19 protein-coding genes are annotated in these 18,516 nt (G+C 49.8%); 1 reads left to right on the top strand and 18 read right to left on the bottom strand.

Features of this window, described 5'->3' with window-relative positions:
* Positions 1-275 precede the first annotated feature (275 nt).
* Entirely contained in the window at positions 276-1,247 is a 972-nt protein-coding gene (locus ACYVIC_RS12680; RefSeq protein ID WP_460860465.1) for an integron integrase, read from the top strand.
* A 41-nt stretch (positions 1,248-1,288) separates the two neighbouring features.
* Here ACYVIC_RS12680 and prpF read toward each other — a convergent pair whose 3' ends face one another.
* From prpF to rpmF, 18 genes are all read right to left on the bottom strand, one after another.
* Positions 1,289-2,476 (bottom strand): 2-methylaconitate cis-trans isomerase PrpF, encoded by a 1,188-nt coding sequence (prpF, locus tag ACYVIC_RS12675; RefSeq protein ID WP_460860463.1) that lies wholly within the window; start codon positions 2,474-2,476, stop codon positions 1,289-1,291.
* Entirely contained in the window at positions 2,476-5,073 is a 2,598-nt protein-coding gene (acnD, locus tag ACYVIC_RS12670) for a Fe/S-dependent 2-methylisocitrate dehydratase AcnD (protein ID WP_460860461.1), read from the bottom strand. The genes prpF and acnD overlap by 1 nt, the downstream gene beginning before the upstream one ends.
* Positions 5,074-5,079: 6 nt before the next feature.
* Entirely contained in the window at positions 5,080-6,210 is a 1,131-nt protein-coding gene (gene prpC, locus ACYVIC_RS12665; RefSeq protein WP_460860459.1) for a bifunctional 2-methylcitrate synthase/citrate synthase, read from the bottom strand.
* A 45-nt stretch (positions 6,211-6,255) separates the two neighbouring features.
* Positions 6,256-7,140 (bottom strand): methylisocitrate lyase, encoded by an 885-nt coding sequence (gene prpB, locus ACYVIC_RS12660; RefSeq protein WP_460860457.1) that lies wholly within the window; start codon positions 7,138-7,140, stop codon positions 6,256-6,258.
* A 1-nt stretch (position 7,141) separates the two neighbouring features.
* Positions 7,142-7,822, bottom strand: coding sequence for a GntR family transcriptional regulator (locus ACYVIC_RS12655; protein WP_460860455.1), 681 nt, complete (start codon positions 7,820-7,822; stop codon positions 7,142-7,144).
* Positions 7,823-8,352: 530 nt separating this feature from the next.
* Positions 8,353-9,135: a TatD family hydrolase gene (locus ACYVIC_RS12650; protein ID WP_460860453.1), complete on the bottom strand. Its 783-nt coding sequence runs from the start codon at positions 9,133-9,135 to the stop codon at positions 8,353-8,355.
* A gap of 38 nt (positions 9,136-9,173) precedes the next feature.
* On the bottom strand, positions 9,174-9,500 hold the full coding sequence (locus tag ACYVIC_RS12645) for a PilZ domain-containing protein (protein WP_460860452.1): 327 nt from the start codon (positions 9,498-9,500) through the stop codon (positions 9,174-9,176).
* 11 nt (positions 9,501-9,511) lie between these two features.
* Positions 9,512-10,405 (bottom strand): DNA polymerase III subunit delta', encoded by an 894-nt coding sequence (gene holB, locus ACYVIC_RS12640; RefSeq protein ID WP_460860451.1) that lies wholly within the window; start codon positions 10,403-10,405, stop codon positions 9,512-9,514.
* Positions 10,405-11,028 carry a dTMP kinase gene (gene tmk / locus ACYVIC_RS12635; protein ID WP_460860449.1) on the bottom strand — a complete coding sequence of 208 codons (624 nt, stop codon included), beginning with the start codon at positions 11,026-11,028 and terminating at the stop codon, positions 10,405-10,407. Before tmk ends, holB begins: the two co-directional genes overlap by 1 nt.
* 2 nt (positions 11,029-11,030) lie before the next feature.
* The gene (gene mltG / locus ACYVIC_RS12630) at positions 11,031-12,038 is read right to left on the bottom strand and encodes an endolytic transglycosylase MltG (RefSeq protein WP_460860448.1); all 1,008 of its coding nucleotides are present in this window, start codon (positions 12,036-12,038) and stop codon (positions 11,031-11,033) included.
* Positions 12,032-12,784 carry an aminodeoxychorismate lyase gene (pabC, locus tag ACYVIC_RS12625; protein WP_460860446.1) on the bottom strand — a complete coding sequence of 251 codons (753 nt, stop codon included), beginning with the start codon at positions 12,782-12,784 and terminating at the stop codon, positions 12,032-12,034. Before pabC ends, mltG begins: the two co-directional genes overlap by 7 nt.
* Positions 12,785-12,906: 122 nt before the next feature.
* Positions 12,907-14,145, bottom strand: coding sequence for a beta-ketoacyl-ACP synthase II (gene fabF / locus ACYVIC_RS12620; protein WP_460860445.1), 1,239 nt, complete (start codon positions 14,143-14,145; stop codon positions 12,907-12,909).
* Between the two features lie 78 nt (positions 14,146-14,223).
* On the bottom strand, positions 14,224-14,460 hold the full coding sequence (gene acpP, locus ACYVIC_RS12615) for an acyl carrier protein (RefSeq protein WP_460860443.1): 237 nt from the start codon (positions 14,458-14,460) through the stop codon (positions 14,224-14,226).
* 136 nt (positions 14,461-14,596) lie between these two features.
* Positions 14,597-15,343 (bottom strand): 3-oxoacyl-ACP reductase FabG, encoded by a 747-nt coding sequence (gene fabG / locus ACYVIC_RS12610; RefSeq protein ID WP_460860441.1) that lies wholly within the window; start codon positions 15,341-15,343, stop codon positions 14,597-14,599.
* Between the two features lie 9 nt (positions 15,344-15,352).
* Positions 15,353-16,288 carry an ACP S-malonyltransferase gene (gene fabD, locus ACYVIC_RS12605; RefSeq protein ID WP_460860440.1) on the bottom strand — a complete coding sequence of 312 codons (936 nt, stop codon included), beginning with the start codon at positions 16,286-16,288 and terminating at the stop codon, positions 15,353-15,355.
* 47 nt (positions 16,289-16,335) lie between these two features.
* A complete protein-coding gene (locus ACYVIC_RS12600; RefSeq protein WP_460860438.1) occupies positions 16,336-17,295 on the bottom strand; it encodes a beta-ketoacyl-ACP synthase III in 960 nt (319 codons plus the stop codon).
* Positions 17,296-17,301: 6 nt separating this feature from the next.
* Positions 17,302-18,342: a phosphate acyltransferase PlsX gene (plsX, locus tag ACYVIC_RS12595; RefSeq protein WP_460860436.1), complete on the bottom strand. Its 1,041-nt coding sequence runs from the start codon at positions 18,340-18,342 to the stop codon at positions 17,302-17,304.
* Between the two features lie 6 nt (positions 18,343-18,348).
* A complete protein-coding gene (gene rpmF / locus ACYVIC_RS12590; RefSeq protein WP_008223049.1) occupies positions 18,349-18,513 on the bottom strand; it encodes a 50S ribosomal protein L32 in 165 nt (54 codons plus the stop codon).
* Positions 18,514-18,516 lie beyond the last annotated feature (3 nt).

Raw genomic sequence — 18,516 nt, 5'->3', positions numbered from 1 at the left:
GTAAGTGTGGTTCAATAACAGGTAGTGGCTGAGAGCTCCGCGCAGCGGCTTAGTTCAACGCTTATTCGGCGGAAAAATCCGTACTTAAACACGGACTTTTCTGCTTTTGTAAATTTACCGGAAGCAACTTTACTTTAAATTAACCATATTCACAACGACTTAAGGCATCAAAAAAAGTTGGCTTAGCAGAAAATACGGATCTTTCCGTCTAACAAGGCGAATTTGACAATTCAAAAATAACTGTATACTTAAACAGTATCTTTTGGAGTATTGCTATGTCTGAATCATCACCCTTTTTACAATATGTCGCTGAGGAAATGTATACCCGGCGCTATGCTAAACGCACAATTGAAACTTACATGCATTGGATTAAGTTTTTTATCTTATTTCACAAAAAACGTCACCCCATTGATTTACAAGATGAACACGTAGAACAGTTTTTAACGCATCTGGCGGTTAACCGAAATGTTGCCGTGCAAACCCAGGCTTTGGCGCTTAATGCGTTAAGCTTTTTATACAAAGAAATTATCAAGCGCCCACTGGCATTAAACCTTAACTTTAACCAAGCCGCTAAACCCCGTAAGTTGCCAGTGGTATTAACCAAAACTGAGGTTAAGCAGCTTTTAACTTGTATAGATCCGCAGTACTTGCTGCTGGCGCAGTTGCTGTACGGTAGCGGGCTGCGTTTAATGGAAGCAGTCAGGCTTAGAGTAAATGCCATTGATTTTGACTATTTATCTTTGATGGTATGGCACGGCAAGGGAGGCAAGCATCGGCGGGTTACCTTAGCGTCAGGACTTATTGAGCCATTACACCGGCAAATCAGTTTGGTTAATGCTTTTTACCAACAGGATATGCAAACACCAGACTTTGCCGGCGTGTGGCTGCCGTTTGCGTTGGCGCGTAAATACCAAGCCGCGCCCAAAGAGTTAGGCTGGCAATACCTTTTTCCGTCAACCAGATTAAGTAATGACCCGCAGTTTAATGTGCTGCGACGGCATCACATTGATGAATCTGGTTTACAAAAAGCGGTGCGAATAGCCAACAAAAAAGCAGGTATTAGTAAAAATGTTACCTGCCACACGCTGCGTCATTCATTTGCTACACACCTTCTTGAAGCGGGTATGGATATTCGCACGGTGCAAGAGCAGCTTGGCCATACCGATGTTAAAACCACTCAAATTTATACTCATGTTTTAAAGCAAGGTGGTAATGCAGTGCAAAGTCCACTGACACAGCTGTTATAAAAAAGGGCGCAGTAGCGCCCTGCTTAGCTTAACCTGCTTAGTTAGAAGCAATCAGCCGGTACGCGTACAAAACCTTCCATTAATACCCGCGCGCTGCGGCTCATTATGGCTTTGGTTACTGTCCACTGGCCGTTTAGCTGTGTTGCCGCTGCGCCTACGCGCAAGGTGCCGGATGGGTGGCCAAAGTTCACGGCTTCACGATCAATACTACCTGCTGCCAGGTTGACTAAGGTGCCGGGTATAGCGGCGGCGGTGCCAATGGCCACCGCTGCCGTGCCCATCATAGCGTGGTGCAGTTTGCCCATCGACAGCGCCCGTACCAGCAAGTCAATATCGCCGGCATTTACCTGCTTGCCACTGGACGACACATAGCTTTGTGGTGGCGCAACAAAAGCAATTTTCGGTGTATGTGCCCGTGCTGCCGCGTCACTGATGTCCTGTATCAGGCCCATTTTTACCGCACCGTAGGCGCGGATGGTTTCAAAGCGTGCCAGCGCGGCGGCATCGCCGTTTATCGCGTCTTGCAGCTCGGTACCGCTGTAACCAATGTCGGCGGCGTTAACAAAAATGGTCGGGATGCCAGCGTTAATCAGTGTAGCTTTAAAAGTGCCTATACCAGGCACAGCTAAATCGTCTACGATACTACCGGTAGGGAACATGGCACCACCGCCCTCGCCTGCATCGGCGGCCGGGTCTAAAAACTCAATTTGCACTTCTGCCGCAGGGAACGTAACACCATCAAGCTCAAAGTCACCGGTTTCCTGCACCTCACCATTGCTGATGGGCACATGCGCAATAATGGTTTTGCTGATGTTGGCCTGCCAGATGCGCACTGTGCAAATACCGTTTTGCGGGATGCGCTCCGCCGCAACTAAGCCGTTGCTGATAGCAAAAGAACCTACCGCTGCGGTTAAGTTGCCGCAGTTACCGCTCCAGTCGATAAACGGCTTATCTATTGCCACCTGACCAAACAGGTAGTCGACATCGTGATCGGCTTTTGCGCTTTTGCTTAGGATCACGGTTTTGCTGGTGCTGGACGTCGCGCCGCCCATACCGTCGGTGTGTTTGCCATACGGGTCCGGGCTGCCGATGACCCGCAGCAGCAGGTTGTCGCGCGCTTTACCCGGCACCTGGGCTGCGGCTGGTAAATCGTCCAGTTTAAAAAATACGCCTTTGCTGGTACCGCCACGCATGTAGGTGGCCGGGATTTTTATTTGTGGAACAGCCATTACACCGCCCCTTGCAAAAAGTCCTGGGCAAAACGCTGCAATACACCACCGGCTTCATAAATCGACAGCTCTTCTGCGGTGTCTAAGCGGCAGGTTACCGGCGCGTTCAGCGTTTCACCGTTTGTGCGGTGAATAACCAGCGTTAACGTAGTACGTGGTTTACGCTCGCCCACAACATCATAGGTTTCAGTGCCGTCCAGCCCCAGCGTAATGCGCGTTGTGCCAGGTTTAAACTCCAGCGGCAATACGCCCATACCAATTAAGTTAGTGCGGTGAATACGCTCAAAGCCCTCAGCTGCAATAGCCTCAACCCCGGCTAAACGCACGCCCTTGGCTGCCCAATCACGCGACGAGCCCTGGCCGTAATCGGCACCGGCAATAATAATTAACGGCTGCTTACGCTGCATATAGGTTTCTATCGCTTCCCACATCCGCATAACGTTGCCTTCCGGCTCAACCCGTGCCAACGAGCCTTGTTTTACCTTGCCCTCTACCACAGCCATTTCATTAACCAGTTTCGGGTTAGCAAAAGTCGCGCGCTGTGCGGTTAAATGGTCGCCGCGGTGGGTAGCGTACGAGTTAAAATCTTCTTCCGGCAAGCCCATTTTGTGCAGGTATTCACCGGCGGCACTGTCTAACATAATGGCGTTTGACGGTGATAAATGGTCGGTAGTAATGTTATCCGGCAACAGCGCCAGCGGGCGCATACCGGTTAACGTGCGCTCGCCGGCTATGGCGCCTTCGCCCTCGGTTTGCCAGTACGGCGGCCGACGGATATAAGTGCTTTGAGGCCGCCAGTCGTACAACGGTGTTACCTTATCACCGTAATCTACCTCTACGGCAAACATCGGCTCGTACACTTTACGAAACTGCTCCGGTTTTACACTGGCAGCAACTACCGCATCAATTTCAGCATCGTTTGGCCAAATATCTTTTAAGGTAATGGCTTTGCCATCATGGTAGCCCAAAATGTCTTTTTCGATATCAAACCGGATAGTACCGGCAATGGCATAAGCGACGACTAAGGCCGGAGAGGCCAAAAACGCCTGCTTGGCATAGGGGTGAATACGGCCGTCAAAGTTGCGGTTACCAGATAATACAGCTGTAGCATATAAGTCACGCTCTACCACTTCTTTTTGGATAACCGGGTCCAGTGCGCCGCTCATACCATTACAGGTGGTACAGGCAAAACCGACGATACCAAAGCCCAGCTGCTCTAACTCGCTGAGCAAGTGGCCTTCTTCCAAATACAGTTGCACCGCTTTAGAGCCGGGCGCCAGCGAGGTTTTTACCCAGGGCTTGCGTGTTAAGCCCAGCTTGTTGGCATTGCGGGCTAATAAACCGGCGGCAATAACATTGCGCGGGTTAGACGTATTGGTACAACTGGTAATAGCGGCAATAATAACGGCGCCGTCCGGCATTTCACCTTCTACCAGTTCATATTTACCGGCAATGCCTTTGGCGGTTAAGTCACTGGTAGATAAGCGCGCGTGCGGGTTTGACGGCCCTGCCATAGTGCGGCCTACAGACGACAGGTCAAAGGTCAGCACCCGCTCGTATTCGGCGGTTGTTAAGCTGTCGCTCCACAAACCCGCTGCTTTGGCGTAGGTTTCTACCAGTTTTACCTGTTGTGGCTCACGCCCGGTCAGGGTTAAATAATCCAGTGTTTGCTGGTCGATACTAAACATGGCAGCGGTGGCACCGTATTCCGGCGTCATGTTGGATATGGTTGCCCGGTCACCCAAACTCAGGCTGGAGGCGCCCTCGCCATAAAACTCTAAATAAGCCGATACCACTTTTTCTTTACGCAAAAACTCGGTCAGCGCCAGCACAATGTCGGTTGCCATGATGCCTGGCTGCGCTTTACCGGTGAGCTCTACGCCGATAATATCCGGCAGGCGCATCCAACTGGCGCGGCCTAACATTACGCTTTCGGCTTCCAGGCCACCCACGCCAATGGCAATTACACCTAACGCATCGACATGCGGCGTATGGCTGTCGGTGCCGACTAAGGTATCAGGGAACGCCACACCATCTTTGGCATGAATAACCGGCGACATCCGCTCTAAGTTGATCTGGTGCATAATGCCGTTGCCAGGCGGTATTACATCGACGTTTTTAAAGGCTTTTTTTGTCCAATTTATAAAATGGAAGCGATCGTCGTTGCGCCTGTCTTCAATGGCGCGGTTTTTATCAAAGGCGTCTTTTTCAAAGCCGGCATGCTCTACCGCCAATGAATGATCCACAATAAGTTGTGTTGGTACCACAGGGTTTACTTTGGCCGGGTCGCCGCCTTGTTCGGCAATGGCATCACGCAGGCCGGCTAAGTCGACCAGCGCGGTTTGGCCTAAAATATCGTGGCACACTACCCTGGCCGGATACCACGGGAAGTCTAAATCGCGTTTGCGGTAAATCAGCTGTTTAAGTGCATCGGTTAACATGGCCGGGTCGCAGCGGCGCACTAAGTTTTCGGCATGCACGCGCGAGGTATAAGGCAATTTGGCATAGGCGCCGGGTTCTATGTCATCGACAGCGGCCTGGGTGTCGAAGTAATCCAGCGCGGTGCCGGGCAGTTTTTTACGGTATTGGCTGTTCATGGTGTTTTACCCGCGCTCTGCAATCGGCTTTACACTGCGTGGTTCTACACCAACGTAATCGGCGCTTGGCCGGATAATACGGTTATCGGCACGCTGCTCCATCACATGCGCGGCCCAACCGGTTAAGCGGCTGCACACAAAAATCGGTGTAAACAGCTTAGTCGGAATACCCATATAGTTGTAGGCTGACGCGTGGAAGAAATCGGCATTACAAAACAGCTTTTTCTCGCGCCACATTACCGCTTCACAGCGCACCGACACGTCATACAACCGGCTATCGCCATTGGCCTTCGCCAGCTTTTCTGACCAGGCTTTAATAACCGCATTGCGTGGGTCAGAATCCGAGTAAACCGCATGGCCAAAGCCCATAATTTTTTCTTTACGCGCCAGCATACCCAACAGTTTTTGCTCGGCATCGTCGGCATTTTGCATGGTTTCAATCAGCTCCATCGCTGCCTCATTTGCACCGCCGTGCAACGGGCCGCGCAGCGAACCAATAGCGCCGGTGATACAAGAATGCATATCGCTTAGGGTTGAGGCACATACCCGGGCGGTAAAGGTAGAGGCATTAAATTCATGCTCAGCGTATAAAATCAGTGAGGCTTGCATTACCTCTACATGCAACGCTGTGGGTTTTTCGCCATGTAAGGTCCACAAAAACTGTTCAGCAATAGAGTCAGCGTCTGTGTCCACCTCAATGCGTTTACCGTGGTGGCTAAAGTTGTACCAGTAGTTTACCAGGCCCGGAAAAATGGCCAGCATGCGATCAGAGGCGTCTTGCTGCTGGGCAAAGCTGGCTTCGGTTTCCAGGTTGCCCAACATAGAACAGCCGGTACGCATCACATCCATCGGGTGAGCAGTGGCCGGAATACGCTCCAGCACATCTTTTAATGCCTGCGGTAAGCTGCGCAGGCTTTTCAGTTTAGTGTTGTAAGCACTAAGCTCAGCAGCTGTTGGCAGCTCGCCTTTTAAAATTAAGTGCGCCACTTCTTCAAAGCTACAATTGGCGGCTAAATCTTTTACATCGTAACCACGGTAGGTTAAACCAGAGCCGGTTTTACCAACAGTAGACAGCGCCGTTTTACCCGCCACCTGGCCGCGCAGGCCAGCGCCTGTAAGTACTTTACCTGTTGACATGGTGTTCTCCCCGTTGTCTTTAAATTAAACATTCAAAACTAATAATTAAGATTTCTTGCTGCTAAACAGCGAATCCAATTTTTCTTCAAAGCTGTGGTAATTTAAAAAGTCATACAACTCAGCACGGGTTTGCATGCTGTCTACCACAGCTTTTTGATCGCCATTAGCTAAAATAGATTGGTATACATTCAGCGCAGCCTTATTCATCGCCCGAAACGCACTAAGCGGATACAGCACCATAGCCACACCCACAGCGGCGAGCTCGGCTTTGTTGTACAGTGGTGTTTGACCAAACTCGGTAATATTGGCCAGCACCGGCACTTTTAGCACGCTGGTGAACGCTTTATATTGCTCTAGGGTATGCACAGCTTCGGCAAAAATGGCATCGGCACCAGCGGCTTCACAGGCCAGCGCCCGTTCAATGGCAGCGTCTAAGCCTTGCTGAGCCAATGCGTCAGTGCGCGCCATAATAAAAAAGCTTTCATCTATGCGGGCATCGACACTGGCTTTTACCCGGTCAACCATTTCGTCCAGGCTAACAATTTCTTTATTTGGCCGGTGGCCGCAGCGTTTTTGCGCCACCTGATCTTCAATATGAAAGCCGGCTGCGCCGGCGCGGGTCATCTCTTTTACCGTGCGGGCGATATTAAAAGCCCCACCCCAACCGGTGTCAGCGTCAACAAGCAGCGGTAAACTGGTCGCAGCGGTAATGCGGCGGATATCTTCACAGACATCGTTTAATGATGTCATACCCAGGTCAGGCAAACCAAAAGAGGCATTAGCCACACCAGCCCCCGACAAATATAGCGCCTGATGGCCAGTGCGCTCGGCCATCATCGCCGTATAGGCATTAATGGTGCCGACGATTTGCAGCGGTGGATTCGCTTTAATCGCCGCGCGGAATTTTTGCCCTGCTGTCAGTGTGCTCATATTACGTCCCCGTTTGTTCAAGTTGTTTTTCAATATTGCGCCGTGACGCCGCAATGTGGCGCCGCATCAGTAAATCGGCCAGTTCGCCATCGCGGTTGGCAATGGCATTAAGAATAGCTTTATGTTCGTCAAATGCCCGTGATACCCGCGGCCCGTTCATGCCTAACTGCACACGGTACATCCGCACCAGGTAATACAGCTCGTCGCACAATATATTAATCAGGTATTCATTTTTGCTGCCCAGAATGACACGGTAATGAAAATCCAGATCGCCAGCTTCCTGGTAATAGCTTTCGCCCTCGCGCACCCTTTGCGTACTCAGATGCTGGTCCAGCAAGGCCCGCAGCTCAGTAATTTCAGTGTCTGCCATATGTTCAGCAGCCAATCGGCAAGCCATGCCTTCTAAGGTCTCACGCAGCTGATATAACGACAGCAGCCCCTGTGTCGACAATTTTACTACCCGGGCACCGGCATTGGGCGTACGCTCAATGAGATGGCAACGCTCTAAGCGGGCCAATGCTTCACGCAGCGGGGCACGGCTTAAATCAAAACGTTTGGCCAGCTCTGGCTCACTGATCTTGCTGCCTGGCGCTATATCGCCCTCAACAATCGCGCGCTGGATTTCCAGTAACACCCGATCGGCAGCCGTAATAGGTGAACGTAATGAGGGATGAAGCAGCATACACATTGTCGACATAAATTAGCAATGCAGTAGTTTTATAGCGTTTAACTGGCGTAGTCAAGTGTTAAGCCAAAGCCATTGTCGACAATCAGACTAAAGTATGTGCTACAGGCTTTACAGTTAAGGTCGGCTTACTTGTATTAGCGTCCACAGTTATTGGCCAGGAGCCAGACTTTTTTTAGACTTTTTTATTATAAAAAATCCAGGCTTGTTAACTTAGTTAGCTAAGAAAAGATGCAGCAACAGTTGCCCCCAAAAGCGGTTCAACGCAGTAACCTTGCCTGCTTCATCGGATAAGCTGGGGATAACCTGAAGATAACAGGTGAGCAAACGTGTATAAAGATAAGCTGATCATCAACATCAATCAGCAAATAACAACAGGAAAAAATCGGCGTATTAACTACACTAATGCTTACCTTAACCTATTGCAGTATGTATCGGTAGCGCACGGCTCATTCCCTATGAGCCATTCCCCTAAGCCCGGAACAATGCGGATTAGTTCCGGGCTTCTTTTATCCGCTTAGCGCAATTTAAGCTGCTTTTTTAACTAAACTGAATAGCTGATAAAAGTTGCTCGTCGTTACTTGCGCCAGCTCGTGCAGGCTTATGCCCTTCACATCGGCTACAGCCTGAGCCACAGCGGTAACATAGGCCGGTTGGTTGGTTTTACCCCGGTGCGGTACCGGCGCTAAATATGGGGCATCGGTTTCTATTAACAGGCGATCTAACGGCAGTTTTTTTACCACACTGCGCAGCTCATCCGCGTTTCTAAACGTCATAATGCCGGAAATAGAAATATAAAACCCCAGATCAAGTGCCGCTGTTGCCATTTCCCAGTTTTCTGTAAAACAATGCAGTACGCCGCCACACCTATCTGCCTGATGGCTGCGCATTAGCGCCAGTGTATCTGCACGGGCATCGCGGGTATGAACTATCAGCGGCTTGCTAAGCTGATTTGCCACATCTATATGGCTTACAAAAGCAGCTTGTTGGCTAAGCTTACTGTCTGGCGAATAAAAGTAGTCCAGCCCTGTTTCCCCCACCGCCACAACATCCGGCGAGGTACACAACTGCAGCAGACGCTCAGCATCCACATCTTGTTGTTGATGCAACGGATGTTCGCCGCAAGACACTGACACACTGTCATAGGCTGCTACTTGCTGTGCCATCTGGGCAAACTCGTTAAGGCTGACACATACGCACAGCATATGCTCTATTTGCTGCGCCCGGGCATTTGCAACCACCTGGTCAAGGCTCAGGCCCAGTTTATCCAGCTCAAGCCGGTCTAGGTGACAATGAGAATCTACAAACAAAACAACACCCTGCAATAATGGCTGCCATAGCGGCCAAGTTAAATCGTGTAGGTAGGATCTGAAGAATTCAGCATGCCACCAAGTAACTTTTCAATCTGCGCCCCAAGTTGGGATTTATCATCAATAAAGGTAATGCCAATACCTGCAGGATTGGAACTCTGCGAACCGTGCGGAGTTATCCAGGCAACCTTGCCAGATACTGTTACCGCTTCCAGCGCATCAGGTAAGGTAACCGACAACGCCAACGACTGGCCCATTTTATAACTGCGTGCAGTACGAACAAACAAACCACCGCTTTTTAAAAAAGGCATATAGCTGCGGTATAAATCTTTTACATCACTAAAACCTATCGACAACTCTTCCATATGTCCTCCGCTTAGCGGCTTAGCCGTTTCAAACTACTTAGCATGGTTGTTAATGCCAGTTGCTTATTTTGCCCTAAAATTTGCTTTTCGTCACGGCACCAGCGACTGAACAACTGATGTAACGCCAGCACCCTGGCCGGCTCTTTGCCTAGCATAGATGGTAAAAGCTGCTGCCGTAAAAACCAGCCCAACAGCGGTGTAAACTCTGTTATCGCTTCAAGCTGTTTAACACAGGCCGTCATTGGCAAAGCGCCATCAATATACTGCTGCAAACTAAGCAGCCCGTGTTGTAACGTATCGGCCGCGCCGGTTTCTACCAACTGCAGCGCTTTTAACGGAGCTCCAGCACAATACGCTAACAAAAAATCGGGCACAGCCCGGTTGGTTTGCTGCACCAGCCACTGCTGTGCGCCGTTGTTAAACTGTGCGGCAACCGGCCAGGTCTGGCAACGGCTAAGTACCGTTGCAGGCAGGGTTTCAGCGCCAGCCGTGGTGAGAATAATAAAACTATGTTGTGGCGGCTCTTCCAGCGTTTTTAACAAGGCATTGGCCGCAGGTTCTGTGAGTTTTTCTGCCTGAGGCAATAACACCACTTTATTAACCTGTTGCTGCGCACTGCCGTGTAAAAACTGACTTAGCTGCCGGACAGCGTCGACGCCTATGCTACTGGCACTGCTGTCTAACACCAATAAATCAGGATGATTGCCAGCCTGGCGCAACAAACAGCTTTTGCAACAGCCACAGGGCCGCTGCGCAGCGGTGCACAACAGTGCATCAGCCAAATAATTAGCCAATGTACGCTTGCCAATGCCCTCAATACCAGATAACAACAAAGCATGTGCTAACTGATGGTTGTTTAGCAGTGTTGCCAGCTGCTGACGCGTATGCTCGAGCCAGGGCAACATCAGGCTAGTGCCTTGTCCAGCGCCGCACTGATTTGCTGTTGTACCTGCACTAAAGGCAAATTGGCATCGATCACAGCAATATTGGCTTCACTGGTGGCTATTTGCAGGTACTTTGTGCGCGTACGCTGAAAAAACGCCAGTTGTTCTTGCTCTATACGATCTAACTCACCGCGTGAGCGGGCGCGCTCAAGCCCTAATGCCGGATCGATATCCAGATACAGCGTAAGATCAGGTTGCAAACTGCCAAGTACCATCTGCCGCAACGGGTTGATAATATCATCGCTCAGGCCGCGGCCGCCGCCCTGATAAGCGCGGGATGACATATCATGCCTATCGCCCAGCACCCAATGCCCCTGAGCTAAGGCCGGCTTAATGACATTGCTGATTAATTGCATACGAGCCGCGTACATTAGCAATAACTCGGTTTCCGGAGCGACCTGTTCATTGTCACGCACCTGCTTTACCAGATCGCGCAGCTTTTCTGCCAAAGGTGTACCGCCGGGTTCGCGCGTGCAAACCGGCACAATATTCCGCGCTGATAACCAGCTTTTAATGTGGGCAATTGCGGTACTTTTGCCTGCCCCTTCCAGCCCTTCCACTACAATAAATTTAGGCTGCACCACGTTTAACGCTCTCCAAAAATGTATTTTTTTACTGCGGCATTATGCTGCTCTAACGTCGATGAAAACTGATGGCTGCCATCACCCTTGCTGACAAAATAGTATAAGTCGGTTTGCGCCGGTTGCGCGGCGGCTAATAAAGACGCTGCAGAGGTTAACGCAATAGGCCCGGGCGGCAGGCCGCGATGTCGGTAAGTATTATACGGGTGCGGGTTATTTAAATCTGCCCGGGTAATATCACCATTAAAATTTTCCAAACCATAAATTACCGTTGGATCGGTTTGTAAACGCATATTTTTCCGCAGCCGGTTAACAAACACCGATGCAACCAGCGATTTCTCAGGTGGATAACTGCTTTCTTTTTCTATAATTGAAGCCAGAGTAAGTAACTGATAGCGATTTTGCAGCGGTATGTCGGTCTGACGCTGCTGCCAGGCGCTATCCAGCGCGGCAAGTAACATCTGTTGCGCACGTTTAATCAGGCTACTGGCATGACTGTTAGCGGTGTAGTAATACGTATCCGGATACAACAACGCTTCCGGATGCTGTGGCGCGGTGCCCCAATCCGGCGGCCACTGCAGCAAATCCAATACCTGCTGTGCCGAGCTGATATCCGACTGCAAGTATTGAGCGGTCTGCAATCGTTGCAGCGCTTGCGCCAACGTTTCGCCCTCGATAAAGGTTAGTGAAAATTGCGCTTCGCGGCCACTGCGAAACAGCGACAACACCTCAAGCAAGGTATGCTCTGTGCTGATACGATATACGCCCTGCTGCACAGCGCCTTTTTGGGGGTATAGTTTCAGATAGGCTCTTAACAATAAACAATGTGCTGGGCTCAGTAGGCCTTGCTGTTGCCAGCGTTGACACAACTGTATTGCTGAGCTGCCGCTGGCAACAGTATATAAGCCATGTTCAAGTCGCAGCTCAGCATGCTTCAGGCTATACCAGGACAAATAACCAGCCGCCGCCAGCGCTGTCGCAATAGTAGCAAGCCATGACGTAAGTTTTACCATGCAAGTTGCCTGCTTATCTGCCGCACAGGGGCAATGTCAAGTTTACGCTGGTTAAGCTGTTTTACCGGCACTATACCCATTAAAGTGTTACAGACAAACATCGCCTCTATATCTGCCAGCTCAGCTTGTTGCCAGTTGACCAGTTCAATATCAGCTTGCGATAGCAGATGCTCGCGAAACACCCCGGCGACGCCGGCACGGCTAAGCTCAGGGGTATACCAGCGGCTTTTGCGATAAAAAAACAGGTTTGCGGCTATGGCTTCAGTAACATAACCCTGCTGATCAAGCACCAGCAGGTCATCATAACCACGCCGGGCTTGTTCTTGCTTTAGCAGTACCTGTTCCAGCCGGTTGTTGTGTTTTAACCCGGCCAGCAACGGCTGTATTGCCAGCTGCAGTTCTGCAACTGCCAGCGTTATACCCTGCTCTTTGCAGGTTGTGTAGTCCGGCAGCGTCGCAATACTGATATACCAATTAGGTTGGGTGATACCCGCAGGGCTGTAACCACGGCCGCCGTCACCACGTGACAACAGTAACTTAACCACCTGCTCTGTAGCTGTGATCGCAGTAGTTACCTGTTGTTGTAGCATTATCCAGTCTATAGCGCCAAAACCTAACCGTTGAGCAGACACTTGCAGGCGTTTAAGGTGTAGCGGCCACAATTGCAACCGGCCACCACGCACCAGCATGGTAGTAAAAATACCGTCACCATAGTTAAAGCTGCGATCTGCTATACCAGGAACCAAACCTTATCCTGCCAGTTTAAAGAATCTTTGCGCAGTATGCCTTAAATAGCTGATAAAACAAAGGCTGCACCCGGCAGCCTTTATTTAGTAACACAGCAGATTATATGTGTTAAAACAGCAAATTAAACACGTTTGAACAAAATAGAACCATTAGTGCCGCCAAAGCCAAAGGAGTTACACAACGCATACTCCATGCTGACCTGACGTGCCTGATGCGGGACATAGTCTAAATCACAACCAGTATCCGGATTATCCAGATTGATGGTCGGCGTTACCAGCTGATCCTGCAACGACAACACGGTGATTATTGACTCTACTGAACCGGCAGCACCGAGCAGATGGCCAATCATCGATTTAGACGAGCTCACCATTACCTTGGCTGCACTGTCACCGAATACCGATTTAATCGCCATGGTTTCGGCAATATCACCAGCAGGTGTCGAAGTACCGTGCGCGTTGATATAGGCTACCTGCTGTGGATTTATTTGCGCATCGTTTAACGCATTACGCATAGATGCCGCGGCTCCGGCGCCGTTTTCCGGCGGCGACGTCATATGAAAGGCATCACCACTCATGCCAAAGCCTACCAGTTCAGCGTAAATTTTTGCACCGCGGGCTTTAGCGTGTTCATACTCTTCAAGCACCATGACACCAGCACCATCACCCAAAACAAAACCATCGCGGTCTTTATCCCAGGGCCGGCTAGCCTGCTGCGGCGCATCATTGCGCGTAGACAACGCCCGCGCTGCACCAAACCCCCCCATACCCAGAGGTGTCGAGGCTTTTTCTGCACCGCCTGCAAGCATCACATCAGCATCACCGTAGCTTATCATGCGTGCGGCATGGCCAATATTATGTACACCTGTAGTACAGGCCGTAACAATGCTAATATTTGGTCCTTGCAAGCCCAACATAATAGACAAGTGACCGGCAATCATATTAATGATTGTAGAGGGTACAAAAAATGGCGACAGCCGTTTTGGCCCACTATTTGTCAATTTAGTATGATTTTCTTCAATTAAACCCAAACCACCAATACCCGAACCAATGGCCGCACCTATGCGTGGCGCGTTTTGCTCGGTAACTTCGATACCTGAGTCTCGAAATGCCTGCAAACCAGCAGCAACACCGTACTGAATAAAGAGGTCCATTTTCTTGGTGTCTTTAACCGGAAAATAAGGTTCAACATCAAAATCTCTTACTAAGCCGGCAAACCTGGTGGTATAAGCACTGGCATCAAAATGATCAATCATTGAGATGCCACTTTTACCCTGCTGCAACCCTTGCCAACTTGAGGCAACATCATTACCCAGCGGGGTTAACATGCCTAAACCAGTAACAACCACGCGACGTTTTGCCACAACACCCTCCGCCATGGAAATTTTAAAGTCTTAAAACGAAAACGGGTAGCTTAGCTACCCGTTCTGTAAGCAGTTCGCTTATTCAGCGTGTGCTTTAATATAGTCGATAGCAGACTGAACAGTCGTTATTTTCTCTGCTTCTTCGTCTGGGATCTCAGTATCGAATTCTTCTTCCAGCGCCATTACCAGTTCAACTGTATCCAGTGAGTCTGCACCCAGATCGTCAACAAAAGACGCTTCGTTTTTAACTTCGTCGTCTTTAACGCCCAGTTGTTCGATGATAATTTTCTTAACGCGTTCTTCGATGTTGCTCATCTTTTCTTCCTTTTTCTCATATAAATCGCAACAAATCGTGCAATTTTGTGTGGCGCTAGTTTATGCGCAAGCCAAGTAGGTTGCAAGCAGAGCGCACAGCATTTTATGCTGGTCAAACCTGCTTTACAAACTCAGCTTACACCATATACATACCGCCGTTTACGTGAATTGTTTCACCAGTGATATAGGCTGCCTGATTAGACGCCAGAAATGCAACTGTCGCAGCAATTTCTTCTGGTTGGCCTAAACGGTTAGCCGGCACCTGGCCGAAAATAGCTTGTTTTTGCTCATCCGACAGCTCTTTTGTCATGTCGGTATCAATAAATCCCGGTGCTATCGCGTTTACGGTAATACCGCGTGACGCAACCTCGCGCGCCAGAGACTTGGTAAACCCTAATACCCCTGCTTTGGCAGCAGCATAGTTTGTCTGGCCAGCATTGCCCATAGAGCCCACCACCGAACCAATACTGATAATGCGACCAAAACGTTTTTTCATCATGCTACGCAGCACGGCTTTACTCAAACGATACACCGAATTTAAGTTGGTTTGCATAATGTCAAACCACTCGTCATCTTTCATACGCATCAGTAAGTTATCGCGAGTAATACCGGCATTATTAACCAGAATATCAATATCGCCAAACTGCGTTTTTATTTGCTCTAAACAGGTTTCAATAGAAGCAGTATCGGCGACATTTAACACCAGACCACAGCCTTTGTCACCTAAATATGCACTGATATCTGCCGCACCTTTATCAGATGTTGCTGTGCCTACCACTTTGGCACCCAACGCGGCCAGCTGTTCGGCAATAGCCCGGCCTATGCCACGGCTAGCGCCGGTGACTAATACCACTTTACCTTCTAAAGAAATAAAATTTGTCATGTCACCCCCTTATTCCGCTGCCAGAGCCACTTGCAACGAAGCAATATCACCTACTGATGCACTGGATAGATTTTTATCAATGCGCTTAATTAACCCGCTTAACACCTTGCCAGCCCCAAGCTCAACGATTTCCGAAATACCCTGAGCGGCCAACCATTCAATGGTTTGCGTCCATTGAACCGGACTGTATAACTGGCGTACCAGCGCATCTTTTATTGCGTTGGCGTCGCTTGCAACGGCCACATCCACATTATTTACCACCGGTATGACAGCATGATTAAAGTTAAGTGCGGCCAGATCTGTCGCTAATTGCTCTGCCGCAGGGCGCATTAAAGCACAATGTGACGGCACACTCACCGGCAACGGTAAAGCACGTTTCGCACCTGCCGCTTTGCACAGCTCACCGGCACGTTCAACAGCGGCTTTGTGACCGGCTATTACCACCTGCCCCAGCGAATTATAATTAACCGGCGAAACAACTTCGCCTTGTGCTGCCTGCTCACAAGCCAACGCGATAGCGGCGTCATCCAAGCCAATAATAGCCGACATAGCGCCTACCCCGGCAGGCACGGCTTGTTGCATATAGTTGCCGCGCTTTTCTACCAGTTTTACTGCATCGGCCAGTGATAATACCCCGGCACATACCAGTGCCGAATATTCACCCAGTGAATGGCCTGCAAAATAGGCCGGAGTCGCGCCACCCTGCTGTTGCCATAAACGCCATACCGCAACCGAAGCAGTTAACAACGCCGGCTGAGTGCGCTGCGTTTCATTGAGATCAGCTTCCGGGCCATTGGCTACCAGTGCCCACAGGTCATAACCCAAAGCGGCCGAGGCTTCGTCAAAGGTGTGCTTTACAATATCAAATTGCTGATACAGCTCATTGAGCATGCCAACTGACTGGGAGCCTTGCCCCGGAAATACGATTGCAAGTGTGTTTGTCATTGTTGTTCCTGCAAAAAATTAATAGCTTAATTAGCTTAAGGTGGCTTTTAGTAACGAACCAGGGCTGATGCCCAGGCAAAACCGCCGCCAAAAGCTTCCAGCAATAACGTCTGACCACGTTGAATGCGGCCATCCCTGATGGCTTCGTCCAGTGCCGTCGGCACTGTTGCCGCAGACGTATTGCCGTAACGGTCAAGGTTAATTACCACCTGGTCCATCGACATATCGAGCTTGCGCGCCACTGCTGAGATGATCCGCAAATTGGCCTGATGCGGCACCAGCCAGTCAATTTGTGATTTTTGCAGATTATTGGCAGCCAATGTTTGCTCTACCACTTCAGACAGTTTGGTCACCGCCACTTTAAATACGTCGTTACCCTTCATAGAGCCCCAGGATTGGTGCACCGACTGCTCATCACCACGGATGGGATTGTCTACGTACAACAACTCTGAGTACTTACCTTCGGCGTGAATGTGGGTAGACAAAATGCCGGGTTGCTCTGACGCTTCCAAAATAACAGCACCAGCGGCATCACCAAACAGGATCACCATGCTTCTGTCTTCCGGCGACACCAGACGCGATAAGCAATCTGAGCCTATCACCAGAATACGCTTGGCAATACCGGTTTTAATATATTGATCCGCTACGCTCAAGCCATAGCAGAAACCGGCACAGGCAGCGGCAATATCAAATGCTGGAATGGCGGGAATTTGCAGCTCGCGCTGAATTTCGCAAGCGGCGCTGGGTAATGCACGTGACGCACTGGTGGTAGCACAAATGATCATATCGATACTGTCTTTATCGATACCAGCAGCTTCAATGGCTTTTAATGCCGCTTGTGCTCCCATTGTAGCTACACTTTCATCATCAGCAATAATGCGGCGTTCTTTAATCCCTGTGCGTTCAATAATCCATTCGTCTGTGGTTTCTACCATAGACTCGAGATCGGCATTGCTGCGGATCTGTGACGGGAAATAACTCCCGGTACCTATAATGCGTGAATACATTCGGACCTACGCTTTATCAATTAATACGTGTTCCAACCGGTCTTTAATTTTTGCGGGCACCTGGCGTTCAACCTCGCGCACCGCTTGCCGGATGGCACTGAGAAAAGCATCTTTCGACGCATTTCCATGACTCTTCACTACAATTCCGCGCAATCCTATCAGACTTGCACCATTGTAGTGGTCGGGGTTCACGCCCTGATAAAGGTTTTTTATAAAAGGTTTTATTAACCAGCCGAATAATTGCGCAGTTACTTTGTCTTTTATACTGGCTTCAAACCGTCGCAAAATAAGCTTTGCCACCCCTTCACAGGTTTTCAATGCTACATTGCCAACAAAGCCGTCGCAGACGATGACATCGGCCTTGCCACTGAAGATGTCATTGCCTTCAATGTAGCCGATATAGTTAATATCATGGCACTCAGATAACAGCATAGCTGCGCGTTTTATCTGATCTGAGCCTTTAATTTCTTCTTCACCCATATTCAGCAGCGCCACTTTGGGCTGGCTAATACCGATAACCTCCTCTGCCATTACGGAGCCCATGACAGCAAACTGAAACAACGTATCGGCATCACAATTGACCGTTGCGCCTAAATCCAGCATATATACCGGATTGGCCTCCATCGCCGGTAAAGCCGTAATCAGCGCAGGGCGGTCAACACCATTAAGCATTTTCAGCACAAAGTGCGCCATTGCCATCAGTGCTCCGGTGTTACCGGCACTAACGCAGGCCTGTACTTCAGCTTTATCAACTAAATCCAGTGCCACGCGCATTGAAGAGTCACGTTTTGAGCGCAGTGCTACAGCGGGTTTATCAGCCATAGAAACGGTCTGACTGCAATGACGTAAGCTAAGTTGTGGGTGCGGGAATACGCCGTGCAATTTAAGCTGCTCGGTTAAGATAGCTTCATCACCACAGAGGACAAGATAGAGGTCAGGAAATTCGCAAACAGCTGCCAGTGCGGCAGGAATAGTAGTATGGGGGCCGTGGTCGCCCCCCATCATGTCTAATGCAAGTGTCAGCTTAAGTGGCTGCACCCGATGCACTCAGACTTATTTTACTTTACGGCCTTTGTAGTAACCATCGGCAGTAATGTGGTGACGACGATGCGTTTCACCGGTAGTAGAATCAACTGACAGCGTTGGGCCAGTTAATGCATCGTGTGAGCGGCGCATATCGCGACGAGCACGTGATTTTTTGTTTTGCTGAACAGCCATGGT

The sequence above is a fragment of the Rheinheimera gaetbuli genome (assembly GCF_054781935.1).
Note: the sequence above shows the minus strand (reverse complement) of the source record. Positions and strands in the feature narration are given on the sequence as shown.

Coding starts and splice junctions, on each gene's coding strand:
- mltG (WP_460860448.1), bottom strand. CDS start 12,038: ATGGTAAAACTTACGTCATGGCTTGCTACTATTGCGACAGCGCTGGCG.
- fabD (WP_460860440.1), bottom strand. CDS start 16,288: ATGACAAACACACTTGCAATCGTATTTCCGGGGCAAGGCTCCCAGTCA.
- ACYVIC_RS12680 (WP_460860465.1), top strand. CDS start 276: ATGTCTGAATCATCACCCTTTTTACAATATGTCGCTGAGGAAATGTAT.
- prpC (WP_460860459.1), bottom strand. CDS start 6,210: ATGTCAACAGGTAAAGTACTTACAGGCGCTGGCCTGCGCGGCCAGGTG.
- holB (WP_460860451.1), bottom strand. CDS start 10,405: ATGTTGCCCTGGCTCGAGCATACGCGTCAGCAGCTGGCAACACTGCTA.
- rpmF (WP_008223049.1), bottom strand. CDS start 18,513: ATGGCTGTTCAGCAAAACAAAAAATCACGTGCTCGTCGCGATATGCGC.
- prpF (WP_460860463.1), bottom strand. CDS start 2,476: ATGGCTGTTCCACAAATAAAAATCCCGGCCACCTACATGCGTGGCGGT.
- acpP (WP_460860443.1), bottom strand. CDS start 14,460: ATGAGCAACATCGAAGAACGCGTTAAGAAAATTATCATCGAACAACTG.
- ACYVIC_RS12600 (WP_460860438.1), bottom strand. CDS start 17,295: ATGTATTCACGCATTATAGGTACCGGGAGTTATTTCCCGTCACAGATC.
- acnD (WP_460860461.1), bottom strand. CDS start 5,073: ATGAACAGCCAATACCGTAAAAAACTGCCCGGCACCGCGCTGGATTAC.
- ACYVIC_RS12655 (WP_460860455.1), bottom strand. CDS start 7,822: ATGCTGCTTCATCCCTCATTACGTTCACCTATTACGGCTGCCGATCGG.
- ACYVIC_RS12645 (WP_460860452.1), bottom strand. CDS start 9,500: ATGGAAGAGTTGTCGATAGGTTTTAGTGATGTAAAAGATTTATACCGC.
- fabG (WP_460860441.1), bottom strand. CDS start 15,343: ATGACAAATTTTATTTCTTTAGAAGGTAAAGTGGTATTAGTCACCGGC.
- prpB (WP_460860457.1), bottom strand. CDS start 7,140: ATGAGCACACTGACAGCAGGGCAAAAATTCCGCGCGGCGATTAAAGCG.